Genomic DNA, 26,119 nt, shown 5'->3' on the forward strand with positions numbered 1-26,119 from the left:
CGCGGACGCAATCAGAAATGCAGTCCCTTCCTACGCGAAGAATCTTGTCCGGCGCGAACGAGATTTGGCAATCTCCTGTCGGCAGGGCTGCACATCGCAACCCGCCCGCACATTGCAACGCTGTACGCTACAGCAGGAGTGAATTATGTCTCGACTCGGCAGGTTCTCGACCATTGTCGCCGCCAGCATCGCGGCGATCGGGTGCTTCGCGTTCGTAGGAGCCGGTTCGGCGCAAGCCGGTTGTCCGACGACGTGTTACAGCCATTGCCATCACTACCACCACGGCGGATGTGGGTACTATGGATGTTACCATCCGTCGTGTGGCGTATTCATTGGCGGCGCAGCCGCTTGCAACGGCGGCAGTTGCGTCGCCGTGCAAGCGCCGCCACAGACGGCGAATGTTTACGTGTACGACCTGTACTTCACCGACCCCAAGGGACAACAGCAATCCGGCGGCCGGTTCGTCGTCACCTCGTCCACGATCAGCACCGACTGGGGTGGATTCGACGTAGCACAAAACGCTCTGACGGCCGCGGGCCTGAAGACCACCTACGCGGCCCAATTCTGGAAGACCACCGCCATCAATTGAGCGTGCTGACCCGCTCGGCCACAACGCCGAGCGACTGCAAGAGTCGCTGGGACGCCAGCGGCTCTTGTCTTGCGTTGCCAGGAACCTATCCGAGAACCGCCAGGGCAAAGGGGACAGTCCCCGTTTTGCTCCGCGGACTGCGCAAAAGGGGGACAGTCCCCGGCGGTTGTCGGATAGGCTCAGGCCGGTTGATCTTGGGCCGCCGCGTCGGCTATGCTCGCGGCGGAGACTTGCACCATGATTCTCGACGCACTGGCCGCCGCCGAGCCGTATTTCGCGCTGCATCGCGGTTTTTCGGCCGCCTTCGCGTACTTGCGGTCCGTCTCGCCGGGCCAGCTTCTTGAAGGACGGCACGAGTTGGAAGGCAACCGACTCTTTGCCCTCGTCGCCCACGACTCCGGACGCGGGCGGCAAGCGGCGAAGCTCGAGGTTCACCGGAAATTCATCGACATTCAATGCTGCCTCTCGGGACAGGAATCGATCGGCTGGCGGCCGTTGGCCGACTGCGCCGCGCCGGAAGCGCCGTTCGACTCGACCCGCGACATACAGTTCTTTGCGGACCGGCCCGAGAGTTGGCTCGATCTGCATCCTGGCCGGTTCGCCATCTTCTATCCGAGCGACGCGCACGCGCCGCTGGCGGGCGACGGGGAGGTGTTGAAGGTGGTCGTCAAGGTGGCTGTGGATTGGGCGCTTTGATGCGAGTGCTGAGCTACAACATGCACAAAGGGATCGGCGGCCGGGATCGCCGCTATCGGCTCGATCGGATTATCGACGTGATCGAGACGGAGAATCCGGATTTAGTTTGTCTGCAAGAAGTCGATCGCCACGTGCGGCGGTCGGGGTTCGACGATCAGCCGCGGCTGTTGGCCGAGTATTTCAAGTCGGCCGCCGTCCTCTATCAGCCGAACGTGCATCTGCGCCGCGGCGCGTACGGCAATCTAATCTTGTCGCGCTGGCCGCTAACGAGCAAGCATCAGATTTCCCTGCGGCTGAAGGCGAAGAAGCCCCGCGGGGCGCAGTTGGCCGTCGTCCAAACTCCCGAGGGCCCGCTGCATTTGGTCAACCTGCACCTCGGGCTGGCGGAGCGAGAACGGCATTGGCAGATCGGGCATTTGCTGGGGCATCATCTGTTCCGCGAGTCGGCCGCGTTGCCGACGATCCTGGTCGGTGATTACAACGATTGGCGGAATACGCTGCCGCGCGCGGCTCTCGGGCATTTGGGTTTCGCGCACATGACGGCGCCGGCCTCGCGGTTCCGCTCGTTTCCTGCTTATTTACCATTGGGATCGCTCGACAAAATGTTCGTTCGCGGCACGGTTTTTGTTCGCCACGTGCGCATCATTCACTCGTGGCTCGCGCGGCGAGCGTCGGACCATCTGCCGCTGGTTGTCGACTTTCACCTGGATTCCGCGCTGGCAGGGCCGTAGCATGAAGCGATAGACGATTCTCGATTTTGGATTCTCGATTTTGGATTTTGGATTGGGGAATCGAAAACCGGCAGGCGGTTATCCGACCGATCAAGGAGGGCTATCGTGATGTTTCGAGGCGTTGCATTGAATCGACTTGTCGGCGCGGCGGTGGGGGTTGCCGTGTCGCTGTGTGCCGCTTCAGCCGTCGCACAGCGCCCGCGGCTGTTGCAACTTCGCGCTCAGCCGGCACAGGAGGAGATCGTCGCGGCAGCGGGAAGCCCCTTCGGCGTCGGCAAGTTGACGGTCGCGCTGCCGCGCGGAGTCGGCGCTCCTTCAGTGCCCGAGGACGAATTTACGCTCGCCGAGAAGAATGGTCGAGCGCTTTATTCGACCTTTGGACAAGCACCGCTTCGAGGACTGTTGCGCGACTTCCTGGACCGTCCGCAGAGTGTGACGGTCTATTTCCTGTTCAAAGGAGACTCGCCGCTCGAACTCACGCTTTATGCTCCGACAGCCATCGAGCGGCAGATCGCGCCGCAAAACGACGCAAGTCTGCACGCCCGCTTGCTCGGCGAATGGTGGCGGGAATACGCAACCCGTTCGCGCCCCTTGGCCGATTTGGCTGGTCAAATCCTGCCGATCCCGATTCGGACGAACCGCAATGATGAGTATCCGCATTTAGTCGACACATATCTCGCGGCGATGCTCTCGCGTCGGCTTTCGCTGCCGGCGCCCGAGGAGCCGAATCGGTCGCTGCTTGGTGGGCGGCAATCCGACATCGGCCAGGCCGCCGGGCTCTTAGCTGGAACCGAGGCGACCCGGGCCGCGATGGAACGCGAGATCATGCTCGGCAGCGGATCGAACCCCGAAGCCGCCGACCAGCCGGTTCCGCAGCCGGTTCAGATGACGGCGCTCGAGGAAGTGCCGCCGCCGCGCGAACTAAGGATCGAGCCGATCGCCGCGCACGTTCCCGCCGAGTGCCTATATCTCCGGTTCGGCAGCTTCGACAACTATCAATGGTTTCGCCGGCGGCTTGACGAGTGGGGGGGCGATTTGCGGAACCTGATGACGGCCCGCGGAGTGAATTACAACATGAACGCGCGGCTCGAGCGGCAGCTTTCCTTGCATGAGACGCCGCTCTCCGCGCTGCTCGGGCCGACCGTGATTGCCGACGTGGCCCTGATCGGCGACGACACGTTCTTCCGCGAAGGGGCTGCGATTGGAATGCTATTCCAGGCCCGCAACAATTTCGGCCTCTCATCCGACTTCAATCGGCAGCGAGAAGAGGCCCTGAAGAACGAACCGGGCTGCACCGACCAGAAAGTCGAAGTCTCCGGCCACACGGTGTCGTTCCTGTCCACGCCCGACAATCGCGTGCGGTCGTTCTATGCCATCGATGGCGATTTCCATTTGGTGACCACCTCGCGAGCGGTGGTCGAGCGATTCTTCGCGGCTGGCAGCGGCAAGGGAGCGCTGGCCGACGCGGCCGATTTTCGTTACGGCCGGACGATCTTGCCGGAGGACCGCAACGACACCGTGTTCGCGTTTCTCTCGGAGGAATTCTTTCGGCAGTTGGCCAGTCCCGCCTATCAGATTGAAATGACGCGGCGGCTGCGATCGGCCACCGAAATCAATCTCGTCGAGATGGCCCGCCTCGCCGCTCAGGCCGAAGGGGCGCCGAGCGCGACGCTCGAGCAGCTCGTCGCCGGCGGCTACTTGCCGAAAGGCGTTCTTGAGCGGCCAGACGGCAGCCGGCTAGTTCTCGAACAGGATGGCCAGGCGAGCGATTCGCTCCGCGGGGCGGAAGGCTCGTTCGTCCCGGTGCCGGACGTGAACCTGCGCGGCGTGACCCGTGCCGAGACGGCTGCATACGCCCGCTTCGCCGAATCGTTTCAAAGCCAGCTTGGCCGAATGGACCCGATCGTCGCCTCGGTAAAACAGCTTGGGGTCGAAAACGATCGCGAGCGAGTCGGCATTGCGGTGCGGATGCTCCCGCTCGCGCCGCAACACTATTCGCTGGCGATGCGTTTGCTTGGACCAGCCGAGCGGCAGCGGCTCGCCCCGATTCCCAGTGACGTGCTGACCGTCGAAGGTTTCGTGTCGGGAAGCGTTTTGTCGCTGTTTCAGTCGATCATTCCCGGCGGCGTGGCGCAAGGCGGGCCGTATCACCTATTCGTCGGTGTCCGTAATGCCGAGCCATTCGATGCGCGCAATGGCCCTGCGGAGCCGCGCGGCGGTTTGTTGAGTTCGATCCCGTTCTATGTCGGCGCCTGGCCGACGCCGGGCATCCTGGGGCTGCTCGGCCTCGGGCGGGCTGATCAGCCACACGATCCGGATGGTTACGTTCAGACGAGACTCATGTGGGAGCGACAGATCGGACCGATCACCGTCGCCGCACCGCAACGGGAAACTCTCGCGGCCGTGACCCCGCAGTTGAAGATCGTCGATTCCGAGAGGCCGGCCCAATTGTGGCTGCACGTCGGAGACGTGACGCAATCGAAGCTCGCTGAGTTCAGCAATTCGCACGGCTACTCGCGGGCCCGACAAATCGCCGAGGGAAACTCGCGCTTTCTGCACTCGCTGACCACGCAACTCGGCGTCGCGCCGGAGCAGGCGATGACCATCGGCGAGCGGCTGCTGGATGCTAATCTCGTCTCACCCGTCGGCGGCCATTTTGAACTCGTGAAGCCCGAAGGGGAGTTTCCGATCTGGACTTCCACGGCGATGAAGGGCGAGAACCGCCGGGGACTGTCCCCTTTTGTGGGGCGGGCACTATCGCAAGATGGTCGGGAACAAAAGGGGACTGTCCCCCTCTCCGCTGGCGGTTCTCCGCCCGACGGATTTCAATCGCCGCCGCTCGACTGGTTTCGCGGGCTGGACGCGGAATTGGCCGTGGAGCAAGGCAAGCTCTCATTCGACGCTCAACTCCAAATGCAGCGCCGTAATCGCGAAGGCAAGATCGCTCCGTAACGGCCTGCATGCCTCACTGGCAGCGGAACAGTGTGGCGTTGGCGAGCTTAGAGTGTGGCACTGGCCAGCGAAGTCGGCCAGTGCGGGCCCGCGAGCTGAGATGACCGCACGATCGCGTCTCGAATGGTGACTCGGCACTGGCCGACGTTGCTGGCCAGTGGCACCTGGTACAAAGCGCAATGAGCGTCCAAAAGGCATGATCTGCCGGTTCTTACGGCGACAGGCGAAAAGTCGCCGCGGCGGGATGGCGGCGGCCGATCAAAGAATTGGCTTTAAATGGCGGCTTCAGGCCGCGATTCGCACCACAAGAAAGTTGACGCCGCATACGGACATCCGAGAGCTGACGCCACCCGGCTCGTTGCGATTCTTTCCAAAAAAAAGTTGACCCCCGCACACCCACCCGATAGATTACTCTTGGCACTCGATTTGCATAATTTCGACGCCCCAGAGCCGGTATTTGCGCTCGTTTCCGTGGGAGCCTTCGCAAGGCTTCGTCAGATGGGTCTGACCTATTTCAAACGCTTCCGGATGGAAATCGACTTGGCCGGTCGTGATTTCTCCAATGCGGCTCTGCCCCCAGACTTTTCCTTCGTTCGCTGGGACGAGTCGCTTCTGGAAACCCATGCTGAAACAAAGTATTCGAGCTTCCGTTTCGAGATCGATGCCAATGTATTTCCCTGCCTGGGAGAACTGCCCGGCTGCATTCGGCTGATGAGCGAGATTGCCGAAAAACCTGGGTTTTTGCCCGCCGCGACTTGGCTGGTGGCCCGCACCTTCCCCAATGGCGAACCGGAGTATTGTGGAACGATCCAAGGGATCATCGATCGCAACGGGATGGGGGCCGTGCAGAATCTAGGGGTCGTGCCGGAGTACCGCGATCAGGGGCTGGGTCGAGCGCTGATGCTCAAGGCTTTGCAAGGTTTTCAAAGCGCCGGGCTGCGACAGGTGTTTCTTGAGGTGACATCGCAAAACGACGGGGCGATCCGCCTCTATCGGCGGATGGGGTTTCAGAAAGTCCGCACCATCTATAAGGTAGTGGAGGTTGCGTACTCCTGACCTCCACCCCTGACCCCCGCTCCTCGTGTCGCAAGACATCCAAACGCGTCAGTTCGCCAACGGATTGGTATTGGTCGCCGAGCCAATGCAATCACTGGAATCGGCAGCCTTTACGGTGCTGGTTCCGGCCGGCGCCGCCTACGACCCTCCCGATCGCGGCGGACTCGGCACGCTCGTGTGTGAAATGTCGCTCCGCGGGGCCGGGAGCCGCGACAGCCGGCGGTTTATCGAAGACCTCGAGAACCTCGGCGTGCAGCGCGGCGAATCCGTCTCGACGATGCACACCAGCTTTAGCGGCGCAACGCTCGCGAAGAACCTCCCCGCCGCTCTGACGATTTATGCCGATCTGCTCCGTTCGGCCCACCTTCCAGCCGACCAACTCGAGGCCGGCCGCCTGGTAGCGATTCAGGAACTCCGGGCCATCGAAGACGAGCCGGGACACAAGGTCATGCTCGAGCTTCGGCGGCGGCATTATCCCGACCCCTTGGGCAAGCCGAGCGAAGGGGAAATGCAATCGCTCGAAGCGATCAGCATCGAGGAAATTCGGCGGCAATACGCCCGCCTCTATCGCCCCAACGGCGTGATTCTCGGCGTTGCCGGCCGGATTGATTGGAAGCGGCTCGTCGACTTAATCGGCGGCTTGCTCGGCGATTGGGAGCCGCTCGATCGTCCCGAGATCGAGCCGGGGCCGCTCGGCGCGAGGGTCGATCACGTCGCGCATGAGGGGAATCAGACGCACGTCGGCATCGCCTACGACAGCGTGCCGTATCGCCACCCCGATTACTTTCAGGCCTCGGGCGCCGTCGGCGTGCTGAGCGGCGGGATGAGTTCGCGGTTGTTCACTGAGGTTCGCGAGAAGCGTGGCCTCTGCTACACGGTCTACGCCTCGTATCATACGCTCCGCGATCGAGCGAGCGTGCTCTGCTATGCCGGGACGACGGCCGAACGGGCACAAGAAACGCTCGACGTGACGCTCGGCGAACTCAAGCGGCTCGCGGCGGGAATCGAACCCAACGAATTGTCCCGGCTCAAGGCACGCGTGAAGAGTTCGCTCGTGATGCAGCAAGAATCGAGTTCTTCGCGCAGCTCGTCGATCGCCCGCGATTGGTATCACCTTGGGCGGGTGCGCACGCTGGACGAGATCGGTCAGTTGGTCGACGCTCTGACATGCGATTCGATCAACGCTTATCTCGCCGCCCATCCGCCGAGCGATTTTACGATCGTCACCCTCGGACCGCGAGCGCTTGCGGTTTAACTTGCCGGCACTGGCCGACTTCGCTGGCCAGCGCCACCCAATTGCGATGAACATCCAGTCATAGGGGGTCCAAGTGGAATTCCGCAACACAACGCTCGGCAACGGGCTGGAAATCGTCGCCGAGTGCAACGCCGAGGCTCATTCCTCGGCCTTGGGCTTCTTCGTTCAGACGGGCGCTCGCGATGAAACAGCCGATGTGGCCGGCGTGAGCCATTTCCTCGAGCACATGATGTTCAAGGGAACGGCCAAACGCAGCGCCGAGGACGTGAACCGCGAGTTCGACGAAATGGGGGCGCATTACAACGCCTTCACCAGCGAAGAGAGCACGGTCTATTACGCCGCGGTGCTGCCTGAGTTTCAGGAGCCAATCGTGCAGCTCCTCGGCGACATCCTCCGCCCGGCGCTGCGGAAGGAGGATTTCGACACCGAGAAGCAAGTGATCATCGAAGAGATCAAGATGTACGAAGACCAGCCGCCGTTCGGGGCGGACGATAAATGCCGGGCCGCCCATTTTGGCCGGCACCCGCTCGGCCATAGCGTGCTGGGAACGGCCGAGAGCATCGCGGCGCTGCCGGTCGAGGCGATGCGGAAGTATTTTGCCCGCCGCTATTCGCCGGCCAATATCGTGCTCGCGGCGGCCGGGCGGATCGACTTCGACGCCTTGGTCGGCACCACGGAAAAAGTTTGCGGCGGCTGGGAACAGGTAGATGCCCCGCGTGAGATTTCGCGGGTCGCAACGAAATCGGGATTCGAAGTGATCGCCAAGCCTTCGGCCACGCAGGAGTATTTGCTCGAAATGTCGGACGCCCCGTCCGCGACCGACGACGACCGCTATGCCGCCAAGCTGCTCACCACCATCCTAGGCGACGATTCCGGCAGCCGGCTGTATTGGGAGTTGGTCGATCCGGGATTGGCGGAGAATGCCAGCTTGCACCATTACGAGTACATGGGCGCGGGAGCATTCTTGACGTATCTGAGCTGCGATCCCGAATTCGCCGCGAAAAACCTGCAGCGCGTGCTCGACATCTACCGCCAAGCCGAGCAAGACGGCTTCACCGCCCCCGAGTTGGCTCAGGCCAAGAGCAAGATCAACTCGCGGGTGGTGTTGGGGAGCGAACGGCCGCGGGGCCGGCTATTCTCAGTCGGCACGAATTGGACGCATCGGCGGGCTTATCGCAGCGTGTCGGACGATCTGGACGCGGTCGAAGCGATCACCTTGGAGCAGCTTGCGACTGTCTTGGCCAAGTACCCGCTCAGCCGCTCGACTTCCGTGGCCATCGGCCCACTCGACCGTCTCCCGCCGCCGAATTGATCGGTGGAATTGATCGGGCGGCGAACTCCGCTTTATCCGGCTGCGTAGGAAGGTCCGTAGCGGAATTCGCTGGTCGCACGTGGGGCACATGAATTCTTGCGAGTCAGCTACGAGCCAAGGTATCCGGCCGCTGGAATCGGCGCTCGTTCGCCCGTATACTGGACGCTTCACCTTCGACCGAACGGCCGAGAGGAGAGCGTGCGGTGAGCGGTGGCGAGTCGCGTGAGCGGCGGGTGGTGCATTTTCGCGGCCAGGTCCAGGGCGTGGGCTTTCGCTACACGGCCGCGCGGATCGCCGGCCATTTCGACGTGAATGGGTATGTGCAGAATCTTCCCGACGGCCGGGTGCTTGTCGTCGCCGAAGGGCGAGCCGCCGAACTCGATCGTTTACTTCAGCGAATCCAAGTCGAAATGGGGCGTTATATCCGGGATGCGAACACCACCACCGGACCCGCCAGCGGCGAGTTTCAGGGCTTTGATGTGCGGTACTAAAGCATGATGAATCTCCCTGTCCTGCCGCTTCCATTGGCCGCGCTTTCAACCTGGCTCACGCCGCCGTGGTTGATCGGCGCCGGGGCCTTCGCGGGCTTGCTTATCCTTGCCGTGGCGTACGGTCTAATTCGGCTCGTCTCGCGCAAAGCGGGCATGTTTCTCAACGACAGCCCGCGCGAAGGGTTCCTTACGCCGGTTCTGCTTTTGGCCGTGATCCTCGCGGTCGGTGCGGTGGCGGCCTCGCCCGTCGTACCAGTCCGCGATCTGCTGCGGTCGCTCCGTCGGCTCCCAACGGCCGGACTACTGGATATATCGGAGACGATCATCCCCGGCGCGAAAGATCAGCGGGTCGAACTCGACATTCGCCCGTCGGAGTTGAAAACGCTCAAGATTGAAAGCGACCAGGACCTCACGCTAACCCTCGTCGAATATGGCATCATCAAGGAAGCCAAGGAATCGCGGATCGAATTGGTGCACAAGGAACCGTATGAATGGAAGCGGGCCGAGCATGAGAACAACCTGTTTTATGGCGACAGTTCGATCCTGGCAGTGAAGAACCTCAGCGACAAACCGGCCCAAATCCAGTTCACCGGCACGACGACCGAAGAGTATCCCGAGGTCGCCGCGATTCCGAACACCGCGGCCGCACTCGTCGGGCTGGTCGCGTTCTTTTTGCTCTTCAAGTTGCTCTGCCCGAAGATCTCGGCGATCGGCCTGGCCACGGCGCGAGAGGTCATGGTCCAGCCGTTGTTTCAGGTAGTGATGGCGCTGGGGGCCTTCGCGATCGTGATGGCGGTGTTCATCCCCTACAACACGTTCGGCGAAGACGTCAAGATGCTCAAGCTCTCCGACGTGACGCTCATCAAGGTGCTGGCGATCATCGTGGCGATCTGGACGGCCAGCGAATCGATCTCGAGCGAACTCGAGGGGCGCACGGCGATGACCGTTCTCTCCAAGCCGATTGGCCGGCGGCAGTTCATTCTCGGAAAATTCCTCGGCGTCACGCTCCCGGCCGCCCTTATGTTCCTGTTTCTCGGGGCGCTGTTTCTCGTGACCGTCTCCTATAAAGTGGTCTACGACGCCCGCGAGAGCGCGCAGCTCGAGCCGATCTGGCAGAGTTGCTTCCAGCCGATGATGAGTTCCGTTCCGGGCCTGTTGCTGGCCTTCTTCGAGACGGTAATGCTGGCCGCCGTCGGCGTGGCCCTCTCGACCCGGCTCCCGATGCTGGCGAACCTGATCGTCTGCTCGTCGGTTTACGTCGTCGGGCACTTGGTCCCCATGCTCGTCATGTCGCGGATCGGCGACACGTACGGCATCATCCGCTTCGTCGGCCGCTTGATCGCCGCCGTCTTTCCGGTGCTCGACCATTTCGACATCGAGGCCACCGTCTCGACCGGCAATCCCGTGCCGGCGATCTATCTCTACGCCACCCTGGGCTATTGCCTGCTGTATAGCACCGTCGCCATGCTGCTGGCGCTGGTGCTGTTTGAGGACCGGGATTTGGCGTGAGAACTGGTAGGTCGCTCCTATCGCATGGGTCCCTCGCTCGGTGGTAGAATTGAGTCTGTAACAGACTTGCCGGGGGTTTCGGCAATATGCCCTATTACGAATTCCTCTGGACTGACGACATTATGGAGCATCTTGCTGAGCACGGTATTGCCCAGGATGACTTCGAGCATGTCGTTTGCAACCCGACGTCCAAGGGTATTAGTCGTTCGTCGAACCTTCCGGCCGCCTGGGGCCACACTTCGGACGGCCGATACATCATTGCGGTTTACGAAGAATTGGACGAGTTGACGATTCTTCCGGTGACCGCGTACATGGTTCCCGAGCCCGATTGAGGTGTGCGCATGACCCAACGACAAATCAAGCGATTCACTCGCCCACTCACCGAGTCCGAGCACGATCGCTTGCAGCGATACCGCGCTCAGATCGCCGCGGAGTTGCCGGAGCTTCAGTCACGAGATCAGATGCGAAAAGAAGCGCGGGAAGAGCCCACCCTCAGTGGCGAACTCCGCCGCGCGATCCACGCCAGCGAGCATTCGTTGGCCGAGGTTGGAGCCCTGGCGGGCCTCACGCCAATCATGCTCGACGATTTCCTGACCGGCGAACGTACTTTGCGGTCTGATGTCTTGGATCGCCTCGCCGCGGCAGTTGGCTACGAACTGCACCGTACACCCTGATCATCGCACGGTCTCAATCTCGAAGAGATGCCGACACTTCATCCGCGGGCCCGACTTTTCCTGTCACTTTCGGTCTCTCACTATGCATTGGAATTCGTTTCATCGGGCCCGTCGCTTCGGGCCGCCGCCGCTGGGAATGCGGCTGGCCGTTTATGGGTCGAGCCTGCTGGCGGCGGCGCTGATGGTGCTGCTGATCGTGGCCTTGGGCGCGATCGCTGATCTGGCGACCAGTCGCGGCAATCTGTCGATCGATGCTCGCGCGAAGGAGCAACTTCAAGAGATCGAGCGGCTCTCTGGCAGCCCTGACGCCTCGGTCGGCGAGCAGGTCCGGTATGACGGCCGCGGGCTATTGCCGGCCGTTTGGCGGTTGCACGGCACTTGGCTCGGGAAGATTAGCGACGGTCTGTATGCGAGTTGGCCCGCCTTGCAGCGCAACGACTCTTGCGTGCCGGCAATCGTCGTCACGGGATGGTGCCTTTCGCTATTGCTGGCGGTCGCCTTGTATTTGCTCGAACGGTCCGCACGCGTTTCGACCCGAAATGCCGTGCAGCGATTGCGGCTCGCGCTCTATCAACAATCGGTTCAACTTGGGGCGGGTGACCTGTTGCTAGGACAAAGGCAAAGCGTCGTGGAACTGTTCGTCGATCGTGTCGAGGCGCTCGCCAGAGGATTGGTGCGCTGGTCGCGGGCCGTGCCGCTTGCGGTCGTGCTGTTGCTGTTGTTGGCCGTCACCGCGATGTACGTCGACTTCTGGCTCACTCTGGCCGCGATCCTGTTGGCCGTTCTAAGCCGGCTGATGCTCGAAGGGCTGCGAAACAGCTCGAAGCGGCGCGGGACGTTTTGGGCCGACGTGGCCGCTCAACAATGCGATACGCTCGTCGAAGACTTGCAGCAGGCGCGGTCGCTGGGCAACTTCGCCCCGGCCACCGTTTTGCCCGGCGGATCAGTTCCGGAGCGATTGCAGCATTGCCACGCTGCCTCGGTTCGACAGCACATAAGCCCCGCGGTGAACGAGCCGGCAGTGCTGATGTTCGTACTTTTCGGGGCGTGGTTGATTCTCTTGCTCGCCGGGTTGAATGTGCTCAGAGATCCGCCGCGAGTGCTGTTCGCTGGGACGGTTGTATTGGGAGCGTCCGTGGTTTCGATGGTCTTTCCGTTGCGGCTCTTGCAACGATTGCTGCAAGAATTGCCCGAGGCCGATCGCGCGGCGGCCGACATCATGGGGTATCTCGATCGCCAGCCAAGCGTGGGGCAGGTGCCCGAGGCGAAGCCGATCACTCCGCCGATGAAGCAACTGGCGCTGGTGAACGTTCGGCTCTCGGATGCCGCCGGCATGAAGCTGCTCGACGACGTGTCGCTCACGATCCCTTGCGGCAGCCGCACGGCGGTGATTGCCTCCGACCGAGAAACGCCGTTCGCCGTGGCCGGGCTGCTGCCCCGGTTTTACGATCCGACGGCGGGAAGAGTGCTGTTCGATGGGCAAGAAATTGGCCGGGGAACGCTCGCTTCGCTGCGCGGGCACGTCGGGTTGTTACTGCCGGGGCGAATCCTGGCGACGGGAACAGTTAGCGAGAACATTTCCGGCGGCGATCCGCGGTATTCAGCCCGCGAAGTGATCGAGGCGGCTCGGCAGGCGCTGGCCTACGATTTCATCCAGAAACTGCCGCACGGCTTCGACACCGTCGTGGGCGAGCATGGCCTGCATCTCTCGGCGCCCGAGGCGATGCTGCTGGGCGTCGCTCGGATTCTGATTCATGATCCGGCGGTGGCGATCCTGGGTGAAACAGCCGATCGCTACGACGCGACGACCGAGGACACGCTTAACGCGGCCACGGGCCGGCTGGCTGCCGGCCGGACGCTGATCGTGTTGGCACGCCGCCTCGCCACCTTGCGATCCGTCGAACGGATCTTATTGTTCCACGAAGGAAAGCTGCACGCCGACGGCAGCCATGGCGAGCTGCTCGAACAGTCTGAGTTGTATCGCCATTTGAACTACGTGCGGTTCAACGAATTCCGCAATCAGGTCAGCGGCGATTGGTAACAGCACGGACGGCAATGCCGAATCGACGGGTGCCATGGCCACTGCCCTGAGTGGCCATGCCTCGTTGCGGCTCATGCCCACGCCGAGCCGTGGGCATGGCACCCTACGTGTCAAAACAGTTTTAAAGCTCCACTAGGCGCGTTTCAAGATTTCGCAAACGGCCGCGATCGTGTTCCACTTGCGCGTGGTGGCGGGCACGCCGAGGCACTTCTCGACGACCTCGTTGGGATAGACGAGCGTCCGCCCGAGCCGCCGGTGAAGACTCAGCGCAAAGCGGCCGCGGATCGCGATGGCTTTCACCTGCCACTCGTCGCCTGCCGGTCGGCAGATGGGAAGCCGAACCGATGTGCGCAGGCGTTTTGCCAACACGCTCACGTAGCGAACTACGTCATCGCCGACCGATTCAACCTCGAACGGCTCGCTGGCCGCGAGTTCGAGCACCTCGCGCGCTTGACAGACCATGAGTTCGGGTACAAACGACAGTCTCTTCAAGAATTCGGCCCGCAGTGCCGCTTGGCCGACCCTCTTGCGGATCACAAACGTTCCTGCCGCGCCGACGCTCACCACGTCGAGCGCCGCCAGATCCTTGGCGAGAACGCTGGGCTTGAACGCCTTGTGCCCGCCGACGTTCACGCCTCGCAAGAATACGATCAAGGCCATGGACTTCAGCCCCCGAAAATGACGGCTTCCCGCGCCGGTTCGTATCGGCCCATTACGCCGTCATGGCATTTCGAGCAGTAGAAGCCGCGCTCTTGGCCGTCGTGCGTGCCTCGATGCACATGGTCTTCGACGCAATCGTCAAGCGCTACGCGGCTCCGTACCGCTTCCGTGTCGATGAAGCAATCGAAATAGACCCACTCCCGGCAATTGTCCGTCCAGGCTTGTCCGCGGTATGTTTCGCTGATGCCGCGAGCCCTGATTGCTTGCTCGAGTGCCTTCAGATGCTCGCAAACCATTCGTCATTCACTTTTGGAACATCTTGTGGTTCTTGTCGCCACCCGAAAAGAGAAATGCGATCAGGTCGAGCACCTCGTCTTGGTTCAATGTGCTCAACAGTCCGGTCGGCATCGGCGAGATCGGGGAGGGGCGGATCGATTCGATGTGATGGCGGTTGATTGTCACCTGATCGTCCGGAGCAAGGAGGTTTTGGGCGATCGAGATGCCGTCGCCGTGGAGGTTGACGATCCGGCCGGCGACTTCGCGGCCGTCGTCGAGCGTGAAGATGCTGGCCTTGTATTGGTCGGCGATCACCTTGCTCGGATCGATGATCGATTCCAAGAGGTCGTGAGCGTTAAAACGGCCGGCGACGCCCGTCAGATCGGGCCCGCCGGAACTTCCTTCTCCTTGAAAGCGATGGCAATGGAAGCACATCGCCGCGGCGAACGTCGTGCGGCCCCGGTCGAAGTTCCGCCCCTTCAAGCCGGCTTGCACGACCGGCAGCAGTTCATCCATCGTGTAATTCTTCACGAACGGACGCGGCGGCAGCACCGGGCCGGCAGCGGCCGGCATGTCTTTCAGCACTTCGGCCAGCGCCAGTTTGTCGTCGGCGCTCAAATGGCCGATCGCTTCTTCCTTCATGTGCCGGAGATAGGGGGCGAAGCTATGGCCCCCTTTTAACTCGGTCGCGCGATGGAACCAATTGAAATACGCTTTGCGCTCGTCTAGCGATGCCCAGCCGCTCTGGGCAGTCCGCAGCACGTAGGCGCACCAAATCTGCTCTTCCTGCACGGGAGATGTTTCCAGCAGCTTGACCGTCCGCGAAACAGAATTCGGCGCTTCCAAATAAACTAGCAGCGCACTCAGCTCGCGGTTGAACGCGACTTCGGTCGATGGGAAGAGCGGATCGAGCTTTGAAATAACCGGCGCCGCGATCGAAGCCGAGGGCTTCCCCATCCGCGCGAACGCCAGTCCATAAGCTCGCAGCAATTCCAACTGCTGCGGCTGGCTGAGCTGATTCCAATTCAAGCGGTCCAATGCCGCGACCATCCGCGGCTGGAGCGATTTGTCGCCGCAACGAGCCAGCGCCACCATCGCCGTCAACAAGGCCTGCGGATCCTTTTCGCTAAGCGCCTGCTCCTGCCATTCGGCCACCGGCTGGCTTTCAATCGCCGTGCGGGCCGCCCAGCGGATGAAACGATCTCGATGGCCCAAGCTCGGCCAGGCGGCCGAAACAGCAGTGGGATCCTCATGGCCGTGGAATGCTTCGAGGCGGTGCCGCAGGGCCCGCGCCTGCTCCGCATTCGGATTCAACTGCGGCTTGGCCGGCGCAACGGATTCCGTGCCTGAATAGGTGACGCGATACAACCCCGACTGTGTCTTTCGCCCGCCGATCGCGAAATAAAGCGCCCCGTCGTTGCCGACCACGATATCCGTTACGGGCAGCGGCTGGCCGGAGATGAATCGCTCGAAAGTTCCCTCGTAGGTCGAGCCATGTGGCTCCAAGTGAACGGCATAAATCACGCCGTAGGTCCAATCGAGAATGTAGAGCGCCTGCTGGTATTTGGCGGGGTACTTCGTGCCATAGCCGAACACGATCCCGGTCGGCGCTCCAACGCCGATATCCACGACCGCGGGCAGGTTATCCGGATAGTAGACGGGAAACTTACCCGAGCCGTTCCGCCAACCCGAATCCGAGCCGTTCGTGAGATGGCAAACGCGGGTCGGGCGATACCAGGGCAGCCCGATGTCCCATTCCATGTCGTTGTCGTAGGTGAACAGCTCGCCGTCGGCATTGAAGGCGATGTCGTAGCAGTTCCGCATACCGATATTGGTCAGCTCCCATGTCTTGCCGTCGGAATCGGTCCGGCAGACCCAACCGGCCGGTGCGAAAATGTTGGCCGCGAATCCGTTTCCATCGGGCATCCGCGGGAGCAACTGATCTTCGCCCCAAACTTTCGGCGCGCGAAAAACTTCGGGATCCGGCGTCGCCGTAAAATTCCCGGCCACGACGTATAACGATTTGCCGTCCGGCCCAAGGATGACGGCATGCGGACCGTGCTCACCGCTTCCTTTGAACGGCCGCAGCAATTCGATGCTGTCGAATTGATCGGTCCCCTTGGTGTCGCGGAGGCGATAGAGTCCGCTTGGCTTTGCCGCAATCTCGCGCCCCTCATTCACGACGACATAGAGGCTGTCGAAGGCGTAGAGCAGTCCTTGCGCCCCGCCGATTGCCGCTTTGAGCCGCTCAACCTTGGTTTCGCCCGTGCCGCCGTTCGGTGATGGCGTGATTCGATAAAGTGCTCCGTATTGATCGGACGCAATCAGTCGGCCTTTGTTGTCGACAGTGAGCGCGACCCAAGAACCCTCCTTGTCCGCGGGCACGGAGTAGAGCCGCTCGACTTTGAAGCCGGGCAAAGTCTGGATGGCCTCGACCGGCGTGGCCGTTTGGGCGACGGCAGTGACCGGCTTGATGGCCGTTTGCTTCGCTTCTTCCGGCACGGCTCGCGCGACGAGCAGACCGATCGTCAACGACGCCAACAGACAACCGACGGCAATCCGCCTCATAAGGTGCGACTCCACGAACGATGTGCGGTTCTTGAACTACGCTTCGGCACGAGCGTAACAATACAACGGCCGACGCCTTCATTTCGGGGCCGGTTCGGCCGGTTTGCCCTTGTTCAACTCCTGATCCAAACCGGCTTTCGCCTTCCCGGTCTCTTCCTTGATCTTCTCGACCGCCCTTTGCTCATCCTCTTTGATTTTTTCCTTATTGACGGTGAACCAACCGCGGTAAATGCCGACAACGATGATCACGACCAGCACAAAGAACAAGAAAAACCAACCCCTTCTCATATAGATTCCCTCCCCCTTAGGTTTCGAGGTCCGTCCCGCGACAAATGGACCGATGGACTTGCCGCGTCCATTTTGGTCTGCCGGAGGCGATCGTTTTCGCCGGTTTTGATTCTCGTCCGCCGACGCCAAGTTTGCAAGCGTGCTGGCGTTACGGTATTCTTGGATTGTGGTGCGGGGCCGACCGTGAAGGCCGGTGGCGAGGGTGCAACGGCCAGCGCGTGGCCCCCGCTATCGTCCGTGAAGATGATCCATCCGAATTGCCCCTTCGTCAACACAGCGTTTCGCCAGAATCCGAACTACCTATGAGCGCCCTCAGCCAACTCTTCGCGCGCAACCGCGCCTGGGCGGCGGAGATGACCCGCCACGACCCTGAGTTTTTTGCCCGCCTCTGCCGCCAACAGAAGCCGCAGTTTCTCTGGATCGGCTGCTCGGATAGCCGCGTGCCAGCCAATGAAATCGTCGGTCTGCCCCCCGGTGAGATGTTTGTCCATCGCAATGTAGCCAATGTCGTGGTCCATGCCGATCTCAACTGCCTCTCGACCATACAATACGCGGTGGACGTGCTCCGCGTGCGGCACATCATCGTTTGCGGCCACTATGGCTGCGGAGGCGTGCTGGCGGCGCTCCGAGACGACAAGCTCGGCCTCATCGACAATTGGCTGCGCCACGTGCAGGACGTTCGCAATCAACATCGCCACCAACTCGAATTCCTCGGCAGCCAACAAGAGCGTCACAACCGGCTCTGCGAGCTGAACGTCATCGAGCAAACGCGAAATGTCGGACACACCACCGTGGTCCGCGACGCTTGGTCTCGCGGGCAATCGTTGGCCGTGCACGGCTGGATCTACGATGTCGCCGACGGCCTGCTCCGCGATCTGGGCATCTGCCTCGTCGGCGAGAGGGGAGCGTCCGAGAGTTATGAAGCGGCCCTCACTGGGCAAGCGAGTTGAGAGAGGGCGGCTTTGTCCGCTCCGCATCAAGGATGGATGCCATTGAGCCGGCAACAAAGCGGCACGATCGGCGAGGAGTCGAAAAAGTCGCAGATGACCACGTTGATCTTCTCGTGCCCCGGCCAGCGCTCGATGCCGCGCATCGCACTGCCTTGGCCGCCGCGGGTGAGGTATTCGAGATCAAACGACGGGTTCGTGGCCGAGCCGCGGTTGGCCAGATCGATGCCGATGACCTCTTGATTGGCGGTCACGGTCCAGGACAAGACAAACAACTTGCCCGGCTTTTGAGCCGCGAGCTTTGCCTTCTGGTCCGCCTCGACCTGTGTCCAGATAGCGCGGTTCGCGTAGCTACCGCCGAAAGCCTCATTGGCATCGAAGGCGAACGGCGCGTGATCCGTATGTCCCTGGAAAAACACGATCACGCGACTTTTCGAGCCAGTTAGGAGGTCGACCAAGCGAGTCTTCAGGACCGCGGCTTCACTCTGAGCGTTGTTTGAGCCGTCTTTCCGATAAACATTCTCCGCGCCTAATTCCGTAAGGATCGCCGCGCTCAACTTTTCCCAAACTTCGCTGGGTGCGTCGTTCAATCCCTGCCAATTGCAGAATTCCAAGACGATCAACTCGTGCTCGTGGCCCGGCGCTTCGATAAAGGCCCGGATTTGGCGAAGCATGTCTCGCGTCTTCGGGCCGAGCAGGGCGTGATGGAAGTAAAAATCGCTCCCGTCATACGCCGTTCGCATGTCGAGCCAACGGATGCCCCCTTCGAGTTGCTCCTTGATATCGAGCCGTTGCGTTTTGGCCCAGGGCTTCGTGATATTGAGGCCCAACCCGGCCAGCCACTCGGCGGTGCTGCGCTCGGGAGATTTGCGGTCGCTGAGGTCGTAGGCGCCGCTGTCGTGCGTGCCCGGCAGCGCGACCTGCGCGAGCGTTTTGTCGGCGAGCGTCGTGAAGTTTCGAGTCATCCAATTGTCGTAACGCCGAACGACGGCCGGGCTGGAATTCGCACCGGGTAACGCTTCGTCTTTGCCGATGATTTGCAGACATCGCGCCAATTCGAGCGACGCAAAATACACGTCGCTTCGCTCGCCGATGGTCGCCCGAGCGGGACGCAACTCCGACTGCAAAACGGGCTGCCACTCTGGAAGGGTCGCAGAGGAATCGACCGAAGCGAGCAATTCGGGGCAGGTTGTTCCCGTGGCCTCCTGGTATCGCTGTTTCGATTCGGTGGCCAACTTCGGGGCAGGCGGAAAGTGAACCGTGACGTCGATCTCGCCTCGTTCCTCGTTCGACAGTTCGCGGAGAGTCCCAGGCTGATGATCGAGGTATCGAATCGCTTGTTGGATATCGACAACCAGCTTGAAACCGGCTGCGGCTTGCTCGCCGTTCAATACTTCCACGTAATAGGCGCGAATTCTCTTGCCCTCCTCGGGCGCCAATCGGTCATCCCATTGGTCGATGCAGGTGAAATCCCCACCGCCGGCGACGGCCGGCGCGATTTCCCTTCCGCTTGAATCATCGTGCCTGATCCGCACGCTGTATCCCGATTCGCGCGAAACCGCGGGATCGAGTCGGATGCAGAGTTTGGTTGCCGCCAATAGGGGCATCGCCGGCGCGAGCGCGAGGGCGCCGGCCAACAAGACTCGTCGGATCGGAAGCAGCATCATTTCAATGGACGGAATCGCAAGATCCGAGAGCGCCGATTACAATATGGAATCGCACTTTATTTCTTCCGCGTTGTTCGCAACGACATGAAACCAATTCTTGTCCCCGTCATTGCCGTTTCGATCTTCGGTTTGCTTGCGATGAGCGCCGAAGCCGCCGAGATGCCGCGCAAGCCGCAGTATTACTATACCGTTCCCGCAGCCGGTCCGCCGCAAACCATCGATGCCGATGTTTGCGTTTACGGCGCGACACCCGCCGGGATCATTGCCGCGATCCAGGCTCGCCGGATGGGTAAAGCGGCGGTGCTTGTCGAATTCGGCCGGCATTTAGGCGGGATGACGGCGAGCGGACTGTCAAAAACAGACGGCGGCAAGCACGCTGCCGGCATCTCGCGCGAGTTCTACAAAGTGGTCGGCGATCGCGATTTTTCGCCGGCCGCCGCGGAGGCTCAGTTCCTGCACATGCTCGAAGCGGACGAGGTTCGCCTTTTCCGGGAGCATCGCCTGACGGCCGTTGCGAAGGATGCAAACCGGATTACTGAAATCGAAACGGAAAACGGCAATCGCTTTCGTGCCCGCGTGTTTATCGACGCGACATACGAGGGCGATCTGCTCGCCAAGGCCGGTGTCTCGTTTACGGTCGGCCGCGAGGCGAATTCGCTCTATCGCGAGACGATCGACGGCATCACGGCGGGCAGCGCGGCCCACAACTTTCGTTTTCCCGTCGATCCCTACCGCACTCCGTGCGATGCAGCCAGCGGGTTGCTCGAAGGCATTTCTGCCGCCGGGCCTGGCACGGTCGGCTCCGGCGATCGGCACGTGCAGGCGTACAACTTTCGCATGTATCTGAGCAAAGGGCCGAATCGAATTCCGTTTCCGAAGCCGCAAAACTACGATCCCGAGCGTTACACGCTTTTGGCCCGCTACATCGCCGCTGGGGCCGCGATCCCCGATTTCATGCAGCTTCAAGAGGGAGATTCCAACAATCAAGGGGGCTTCTCAACCGACAACATCGGCGCGAGCGACCGTTGGCCCGAGGCCGATTACGCCGAGCGCGAGACGATCTATCAGGATCACATCAGCTATCAGCAAGGGATGATGTGGTTTCTTACGCATGACGAGCGCGTGCCGGAAGCGATCCGCCGCGCGGTCGGCGCGTATGGTCTCTCGCCGACCGATTTTCAGGAGACCGGCGGCTGGCCGCATCAGTTGTACGTTCGCGAGGGGCGGCGAATGGTCGCCGACTACGTGATGACCGAGCACAATTGCCGCGGCCAGATCGTGGCCGAGGATTCGATCGGGCTGGCGGAATACAATATGGATTCGCACCATTGCCAGCGCTGCCTCCTCATGGATAAGGACGCGAAGACCGGCGAGTCGCGGGCGATCGTCAGGAATGAGGGAGACGTGCAGGTGCACGTGCCGGGACCGTATCCTGTTGCGTATCGCTCGATCGTGCCGAAACAGGCCGAGTGCTCGAACTTGCTCGTCCCCGTTTGCCTTTCGGCCAGCCACATCGCTTACGGATCGATCCGCATGGAGCCGGTCTTTATGGTGCTTGGCCAAAGCGCCGGCACTGCCGCCGCGCTGGCGATCGACGCCGACGCCCCGGTGCAACAAGTCGATTACGCGAAACTGCGCGCCCGTCTGTTGGCGGACCATCAAATGTTGAACGTCCCGGCAAAGAAACCTTGAACCGGCGCAACCGTAGGGTGCATCAAGCGGTCCTCCGCGCAGACGCACCGCGCCCGGCCCTGTCATGCCCACTCACGACGAACTCCGCCGCTGGGACCGCGAGTTGGTTTGGCACGCCTTCACTCAGATGGCCGAGTACGAGCCGCTGGTGATCGAGCGGGCCGAGGGGTGCACGCTGTTCGACATCGATGGCCGCGCGTATCTCGACGGCACGAGCAGCCTGTGGTGCAACATTCACGGGCATCGCCATCCGCGGATCGATGCCGCCATCCGCCTGCAGTTGGATCGGGTCGCCCACGTCACGAATCTCGGCTCGTCAAATCCGACAACAATTGAGCTTGCCAAGCGGCTCGTCGATCTGGCCCCGGCGGGGCTCGGCCACGTGTTCTTCTCCGACGACGGGGCGACGGCGGTCGAGGTGGCGCTCAAGATGGCGTTTCAGTATTGGCGGCAGCGGCAGGGACTGTCCCCGTTTGCGGAGTCCGCGCAGCAAAAGGGGACTGTCCCTTTCCGCCCGAACATCGATAAAGGCCCGCAGCCGCGGAAGCGGCTGTTCGTCGCGCTCGAAGGGGCGTATCACGGCGACACGCTCGGGAGCGTCAGCGTCGGCGGGGTCGAGCGGTTTCATGCCATGTTTCGCCCGCTGTTGTTCGAGGTGCTTCGGCTGCCGGCCCCCGACTCGTATCGACGTCCGCCGGGCGTGCTTCCCGAGCAGGCCGCGGCTCACTACCTAGCGCCGATGGAGCAACTTCTCGCCGCCCGGCATGACGAGATCGCGGCGGTCGTGATCGAACCGCTATTGCAAGCCGCGGCCGGCATGATCATGCACCCGCCCGGCTATTTGCGCGGTGTGCGCGAACTGACGCGGCGGTACGGCGTGCTGTTGATCGCCGATGAAGTGGCTGTAGCCTTCGGCCGCACGGGCACGATGTTCGCCTGCGAGCAGGAATCCGTGTCGCCCGATTTCTTGTGTCTGGCCAAAGGACTTACCGGCGGCTATCTCCCGCTGGCTGCGACCCTCACGACCGACGAAATCTGGCGCGCATTTCTCGGCACGTATGCCGAAGGAAGGGCCTTCTTCCATGGTCACACCTACGGGGGCAACCCGCTCGGCGCCGCGGCCGCGCTGGCCACGCTCGATGTCTTTGAAGAAGAACAAACGCTCGCCGGTTTGCAGCCGAAGATCGCCCGCCTCGCGGAGCACCTCGACCACATCGGCCAACTCCCGCACGTCGGCAATGTCCGCCAGCGCGGCCTGATCGCCGGCATCGAATTGGTTCGCGACGTAGCGACAAAGCAGCAATACGGCTGGGAAGAAAAACGGGGCCAGAGAGTCTGCGACGCCGCGAGATCCGAAGGCGTCCTCCTGCGGCCGCTCGGCAACGTGATCGTCATCATGCCGCCGCTGGCGATCACGCTCGATGAACTTGACCGCATCTGTCTTGCCGTCGAGCGCGGCATTCACGGCGCGACGATCGATTAGACGCGGAACATTACCCTCGTTCTAACTCCGCAAGCGCCACCGTAGTGCTTTTTAGGCGGTCGTATAGCCCGGCGAGGCTCTCGCGCTCCTTTTGCACCACGTCGGCCGGGGCGCGGCTGATGAAGTTTTCGTTCGATAGCTTTTTTTCTTTTGCTTCGATTTGCTGGCGCAGCTTTTCCGCTTCCTTCTCGTTACGGGCGATTTCGGCATCGATGTCGATATGCTCCGCCAGATCGACAAACACTTCACAGCCGGCGGCCGTAACATTGGCCGAGCGGGCAGGCGGCTGGACCTCCGGCCCCCAAGCCGTCGCGGTGGCGCCGGCCATCGACGCGAAGTATGGGGCCATGGGTTCGAGCAGCTTCCTCGTTGCCGCGTCCGTTTTCACGGCGAAATGGATTGGCGTCTTCGGCGGAATGCTCTGCCGACTCCTCACTTCGCCCAAGCCTGCGAGCACCGCCTGAAACTTCGCAAACTGGGCTTCAATCTCGGCGTCTTGCAGACCGCGCTCGACTTCCGGCCAAGCGGCAATCATCACGCTCCCTGCACAACGAGCCGGGGCCATCAGGCCTCGGATGGGCGCCGCCTCCGCCAATCGCTGCCAAATCTCTTCCGTGATAAACGGCACCATCGGATGCAGCAACCGCACGATCGTATCAAGCAGATGGGCCAAGATTCGCTGCGCGACCGGCCGCGACGAAGCGTCTGCGAGCCGCGTCTTCACCATCTCCAGGTAGTAGCTGCAAAACTCATCCCAGGCAAAGTCGTAGAGCAGCCGCGCCGCCTGGGCGAACTTGAAATTCTCGAGTGCCGCGGTCACTTGCTCCGTCACTGTCGAAAGCCGGCTCAGAATCCAGCAATCTTCCGTCGCCAGTGCCGACATATCGACCGGCTCCGGCGTATACCCGTCGAGATTCAAGAGCGTAAATCGGGCCGCATTCCAGAGCTTGTTGCAAAAGTTGCGGGCCAGCTCAAAGCGCTCGCTGATCACCGGCGCGCGCGGCAGCGCGGCATCCTCCGGCTTGGTCGCCCATTGCGTCGAAAACTCTGCGCCGCAATGCGGGCATTTCACGCGCGGCAGCACGCGATTCTTTTGCGTCTGTTCGATTGCCTTGTGGCAGTGCGGGCATTCGAACTCGACCGGCATCCGCACGTCTTGCGTCTCGGTCGCCATGAACGCCAGCCCGAACCGCAGTGCATCCGCCCCGAATTTGCCGATCACGTCGAGCGGATCGACCCCGTTCCCCTTCGATTTCGACATCGTCTCGCCGTAACCGTCGAGAATCGTGGGATGAATATACACGTCGCGAAACGGCACTTCGCCGATGTTGTACAGCCCTGCTAGCACCATCCGCGCGACCCACAGCGTGATGATCCCGCGACTGGTCAACAGGGCGCTCGTCGGATAGTAATAGCGCTGCTCACTCCAATCCGGATTTCCGGGTCCCCTTGGCTCGTCGGGGAGTGTAGGACCCGGCCAACCCAAAGTGCTATGTGGCCATAATGCGGAACTGAACCAGGTGTCGAGCACGTCCGAATCCTGCTCGAAGCCGGCCGCCTCAAGCAACTCAATGACTTCACAATCGTCTTGATCTCGAACGCAGACAAGGATTTCTTCATCCTCGTCGCTTGGTTCAATCAGGTCGAATCGGATCGACCAACTCTTCGAATCGACTTCCAAGAACGACTTGGTTCCCCACGAGGCTGCGGCGCGATCACTTGCCACCCAGGAAGCAAGCGTTTCGATTCGTTGGCCAAGCCTCGCTCCGAGCGGGATGCTTGCATTCTTAGCCAACCGCCAAACTGGGACGCGATGCCCCCACCACAATTGGCGCCCGATGCACCAATCGCGCTTTTCGCCGAGCCAATCGAGATACGTCTTGGCATATCGCTCAGGATGAATCTTCACTCGCCCGCTCGTCACGGCGTCCATCGCCGATTGCGAAAGCTGCTCCATCCGCACGAACCATTGATCGGCCAGATACGGCTCGATCGGCGTCTTCGAGCGGTCGGAATGAGCCAGGTCGATTTCGCGGTCTTCGATCTTCTCGATCAAACCGGCTGTTTCCAGATCCGCGACGACGCGCTTGCGGGCCTCGGGCACCTTCAATCCTTTATACGGCCCGGCGGCGTCGTTCAGTGTGCCATCCGGATTGAGGATATTGATCGCGCCGATTTCCTTGTGCCGCTGCCAAACGTCATAGTCGTTCGCGTCGTGGGCCGGAGTGATCTTCACGCAGCCGCTGCCGAGTTCCGGCTTGGCCCATTCGTCGGCGATGAGCGGAATCTCGCGGTTCAACAGCGGCAAACGCAGTTTCCGTCCGGCTCGCGCCATATCGCGCAGTTTTTCCAATCGCGGCAACATGCTGTGGCGGCGATCGGCGAGGTCGTCGATTTGCGCTTGAAGGTCGAGTTTATCTTTCGCTGGCGAGGCAGCCAGTCGCTCGCGCAGCTCACGCTCTGCCTTGTCGAGCGCCGCGGCCGGATCGGGATGCACCGCCACCGCGGTGTCGCCGAGCATCGTCTCGGGCCGCGTCGTGGCGATCGTCACGTGCGTTGGTTCGCCGGGCAGCGGCTCAATCGCAGGATAGCGGAAATGCCAAAAGTGTCCCTTCACCGTCTCGTGGAAGACCTCGTCGTCGCTCACGGCCGTTTGCAGGAACGTATCCCAATTCACGAGCCGCTTGCCGCGATAGATCATCCCGTCGTTGAACATGCGGAAGAAAGTGTGCCGCACGGCCCGGGCGCACTGGGCGTCGAGCGTGAACCGCGTCCGCCGCCAGTCGCAACTGCAACCCATCTGCTTGAGCTGCGCGAGAATGCGGGCCTCGTACTCCTCCTTCCACGACCAGATGCGGGCCACGAGCGCCTCGCGCCCCAAATCGTGCCGGCTCAGTTTTTCTTCCGAGAGCAGCCGCCGCTCGACGACTGCTTGCGTGGCGATCCCGGCGTGATCGGTCCCCGGCATCCAGAGCGCGTTAAAGCCCTGCATCCGCTTCGAGCGGATGAGAATGTCTTGCAGAGTATTGTTGAGCGCATGGCCGAGGTGCAGTGCGCCGGTGACATTCGGCGGCGGGATGACGATCGTATAAGGCTCGCGGCGCTTCGGATCGCCTGGTGGCCGCGGATCGGGATCGCTTGCGAAATAGCCGCGCGATTCCCAAAACGGATACCACTGTCGCTCGGCCGCGAGATGATCGTATTGCTTGGGGAGTTCGGACACGGCGGGAAG

21 protein-coding genes are annotated in these 26,119 nt (G+C 61.8%); 15 read left to right on the forward strand and 6 right to left on the reverse strand.

The window, feature by feature from the left end; translation table 11 throughout:
• The first annotated feature begins 145 nt into the window (after positions 1–145).
• The 12 genes from VGY55_03170 (at position 146) to VGY55_03225 (ending at position 13,306) form a co-directional block, all read left to right on the forward strand.
• A complete protein-coding gene (locus tag VGY55_03170; GenBank protein HEV2968963.1) occupies positions 146–589 on the forward strand; it encodes a hypothetical protein in 444 nt (147 codons plus the stop codon).
• 237 nt (positions 590–826) lie between these two features.
• Positions 827–1,285, forward strand: a complete 459-nt coding sequence (locus tag VGY55_03175; protein ID HEV2968964.1) for a YhcH/YjgK/YiaL family protein — start codon at positions 827–829, stop codon at positions 1,283–1,285.
• Positions 1,285–2,016, forward strand: a complete 732-nt coding sequence (locus VGY55_03180; GenBank protein HEV2968965.1) for an endonuclease/exonuclease/phosphatase family protein — start codon at positions 1,285–1,287, stop codon at positions 2,014–2,016. The genes VGY55_03175 and VGY55_03180 overlap by 1 nt, the downstream gene beginning before the upstream one ends.
• A gap of 108 nt (positions 2,017–2,124) precedes the next feature.
• Complete coding sequence (locus VGY55_03185) at positions 2,125–4,968, forward strand: hypothetical protein (protein HEV2968966.1); 2,844 nt, start codon at positions 2,125–2,127, stop codon at positions 4,966–4,968.
• Between the two features lie 498 nt (positions 4,969–5,466).
• Complete coding sequence (locus VGY55_03190; protein HEV2968967.1) at positions 5,467–6,024, forward strand: N-acetyltransferase; 558 nt, start codon at positions 5,467–5,469, stop codon at positions 6,022–6,024.
• A gap of 25 nt (positions 6,025–6,049) precedes the next feature.
• Entirely contained in the window at positions 6,050–7,279 is a 1,230-nt protein-coding gene (locus tag VGY55_03195) for a pitrilysin family protein (protein HEV2968968.1), read from the forward strand.
• Between the two features lie 73 nt (positions 7,280–7,352).
• Complete coding sequence (locus VGY55_03200; GenBank protein ID HEV2968969.1) at positions 7,353–8,591, forward strand: pitrilysin family protein; 1,239 nt, start codon at positions 7,353–7,355, stop codon at positions 8,589–8,591.
• A gap of 203 nt (positions 8,592–8,794) precedes the next feature.
• Positions 8,795–9,082 carry an acylphosphatase gene (locus VGY55_03205; GenBank protein HEV2968970.1) on the forward strand — a complete coding sequence of 96 codons (288 nt, stop codon included), beginning with the start codon at positions 8,795–8,797 and terminating at the stop codon, positions 9,080–9,082.
• A gap of 6 nt (positions 9,083–9,088) precedes the next feature.
• A complete protein-coding gene (locus tag VGY55_03210; GenBank protein ID HEV2968971.1) occupies positions 9,089–10,591 on the forward strand; it encodes a hypothetical protein in 1,503 nt (500 codons plus the stop codon).
• Between the two features lie 86 nt (positions 10,592–10,677).
• On the forward strand, positions 10,678–10,923 hold the full coding sequence (locus tag VGY55_03215) for a hypothetical protein (GenBank protein HEV2968972.1): 246 nt from the start codon (positions 10,678–10,680) through the stop codon (positions 10,921–10,923).
• Positions 10,924–10,932: 9 nt separating this feature from the next.
• Positions 10,933–11,265 (forward strand): hypothetical protein, encoded by a 333-nt coding sequence (locus tag VGY55_03220; GenBank protein ID HEV2968973.1) that lies wholly within the window; start codon positions 10,933–10,935, stop codon positions 11,263–11,265.
• An 82-nt stretch (positions 11,266–11,347) separates the two neighbouring features.
• Positions 11,348–13,306 (forward strand): ATP-binding cassette domain-containing protein, encoded by a 1,959-nt coding sequence (locus VGY55_03225; protein ID HEV2968974.1) that lies wholly within the window; start codon positions 11,348–11,350, stop codon positions 13,304–13,306.
• 132 nt (positions 13,307–13,438) lie between these two features.
• Here VGY55_03225 and VGY55_03230 read toward each other — a convergent pair whose 3' ends face one another.
• The 4 genes from VGY55_03230 to VGY55_03245 form a co-directional block, all read right to left on the reverse strand.
• Positions 13,439–13,966, reverse strand: a complete 528-nt coding sequence (locus VGY55_03230) for a DUF1697 domain-containing protein (protein HEV2968975.1) — start codon at positions 13,964–13,966, stop codon at positions 13,439–13,441.
• 5 nt (positions 13,967–13,971) lie between these two features.
• Positions 13,972–14,262 (reverse strand): hypothetical protein, encoded by a 291-nt coding sequence (locus tag VGY55_03235; protein HEV2968976.1) that lies wholly within the window; start codon positions 14,260–14,262, stop codon positions 13,972–13,974.
• A gap of 7 nt (positions 14,263–14,269) precedes the next feature.
• On the reverse strand, positions 14,270–16,810 hold the full coding sequence (locus tag VGY55_03240; GenBank protein ID HEV2968977.1) for a c-type cytochrome: 2,541 nt from the start codon (positions 16,808–16,810) through the stop codon (positions 14,270–14,272).
• A 78-nt stretch (positions 16,811–16,888) separates the two neighbouring features.
• On the reverse strand, positions 16,889–17,098 hold the full coding sequence (locus VGY55_03245; protein HEV2968978.1) for a hypothetical protein: 210 nt from the start codon (positions 17,096–17,098) through the stop codon (positions 16,889–16,891).
• A 302-nt stretch (positions 17,099–17,400) separates the two neighbouring features.
• Between VGY55_03245 and can the strand changes: the two genes are divergently transcribed.
• Positions 17,401–18,048: a carbonate dehydratase gene (can, locus tag VGY55_03250; protein HEV2968979.1), complete on the forward strand. Its 648-nt coding sequence runs from the start codon at positions 17,401–17,403 to the stop codon at positions 18,046–18,048.
• 26 nt (positions 18,049–18,074) lie between these two features.
• Here can and VGY55_03255 read toward each other — a convergent pair whose 3' ends face one another.
• Entirely contained in the window at positions 18,075–19,712 is a 1,638-nt protein-coding gene (locus VGY55_03255) for a hypothetical protein (GenBank protein ID HEV2968980.1), read from the reverse strand.
• An 84-nt stretch (positions 19,713–19,796) separates the two neighbouring features.
• On the opposite strand from VGY55_03255, the gene VGY55_03260 reads away from it, so the two are divergent.
• Positions 19,797–21,404 (forward strand): FAD-dependent oxidoreductase, encoded by a 1,608-nt coding sequence (locus VGY55_03260; GenBank protein ID HEV2968981.1) that lies wholly within the window; start codon positions 19,797–19,799, stop codon positions 21,402–21,404.
• A 64-nt stretch (positions 21,405–21,468) separates the two neighbouring features.
• The gene (locus VGY55_03265; GenBank protein ID HEV2968982.1) at positions 21,469–22,887 is read left to right on the forward strand and encodes an aspartate aminotransferase family protein; all 1,419 of its coding nucleotides are present in this window, start codon (positions 21,469–21,471) and stop codon (positions 22,885–22,887) included.
• A 10-nt stretch (positions 22,888–22,897) separates the two neighbouring features.
• Here the strand turns inward: VGY55_03265 and VGY55_03270 are convergent, their stop codons facing one another.
• The gene (locus VGY55_03270) at positions 22,898–26,110 is read right to left on the reverse strand and encodes a valine--tRNA ligase (protein HEV2968983.1); all 3,213 of its coding nucleotides are present in this window, start codon (positions 26,108–26,110) and stop codon (positions 22,898–22,900) included.
• Positions 26,111–26,119: the final 9 nt, after the last annotated feature.

It is taken from the genome of Pirellulales bacterium (assembly GCA_035939775.1).
Taxonomy (GTDB): Bacteria; Planctomycetota; Planctomycetia; order Pirellulales; family DATAWG01; genus DASZFO01.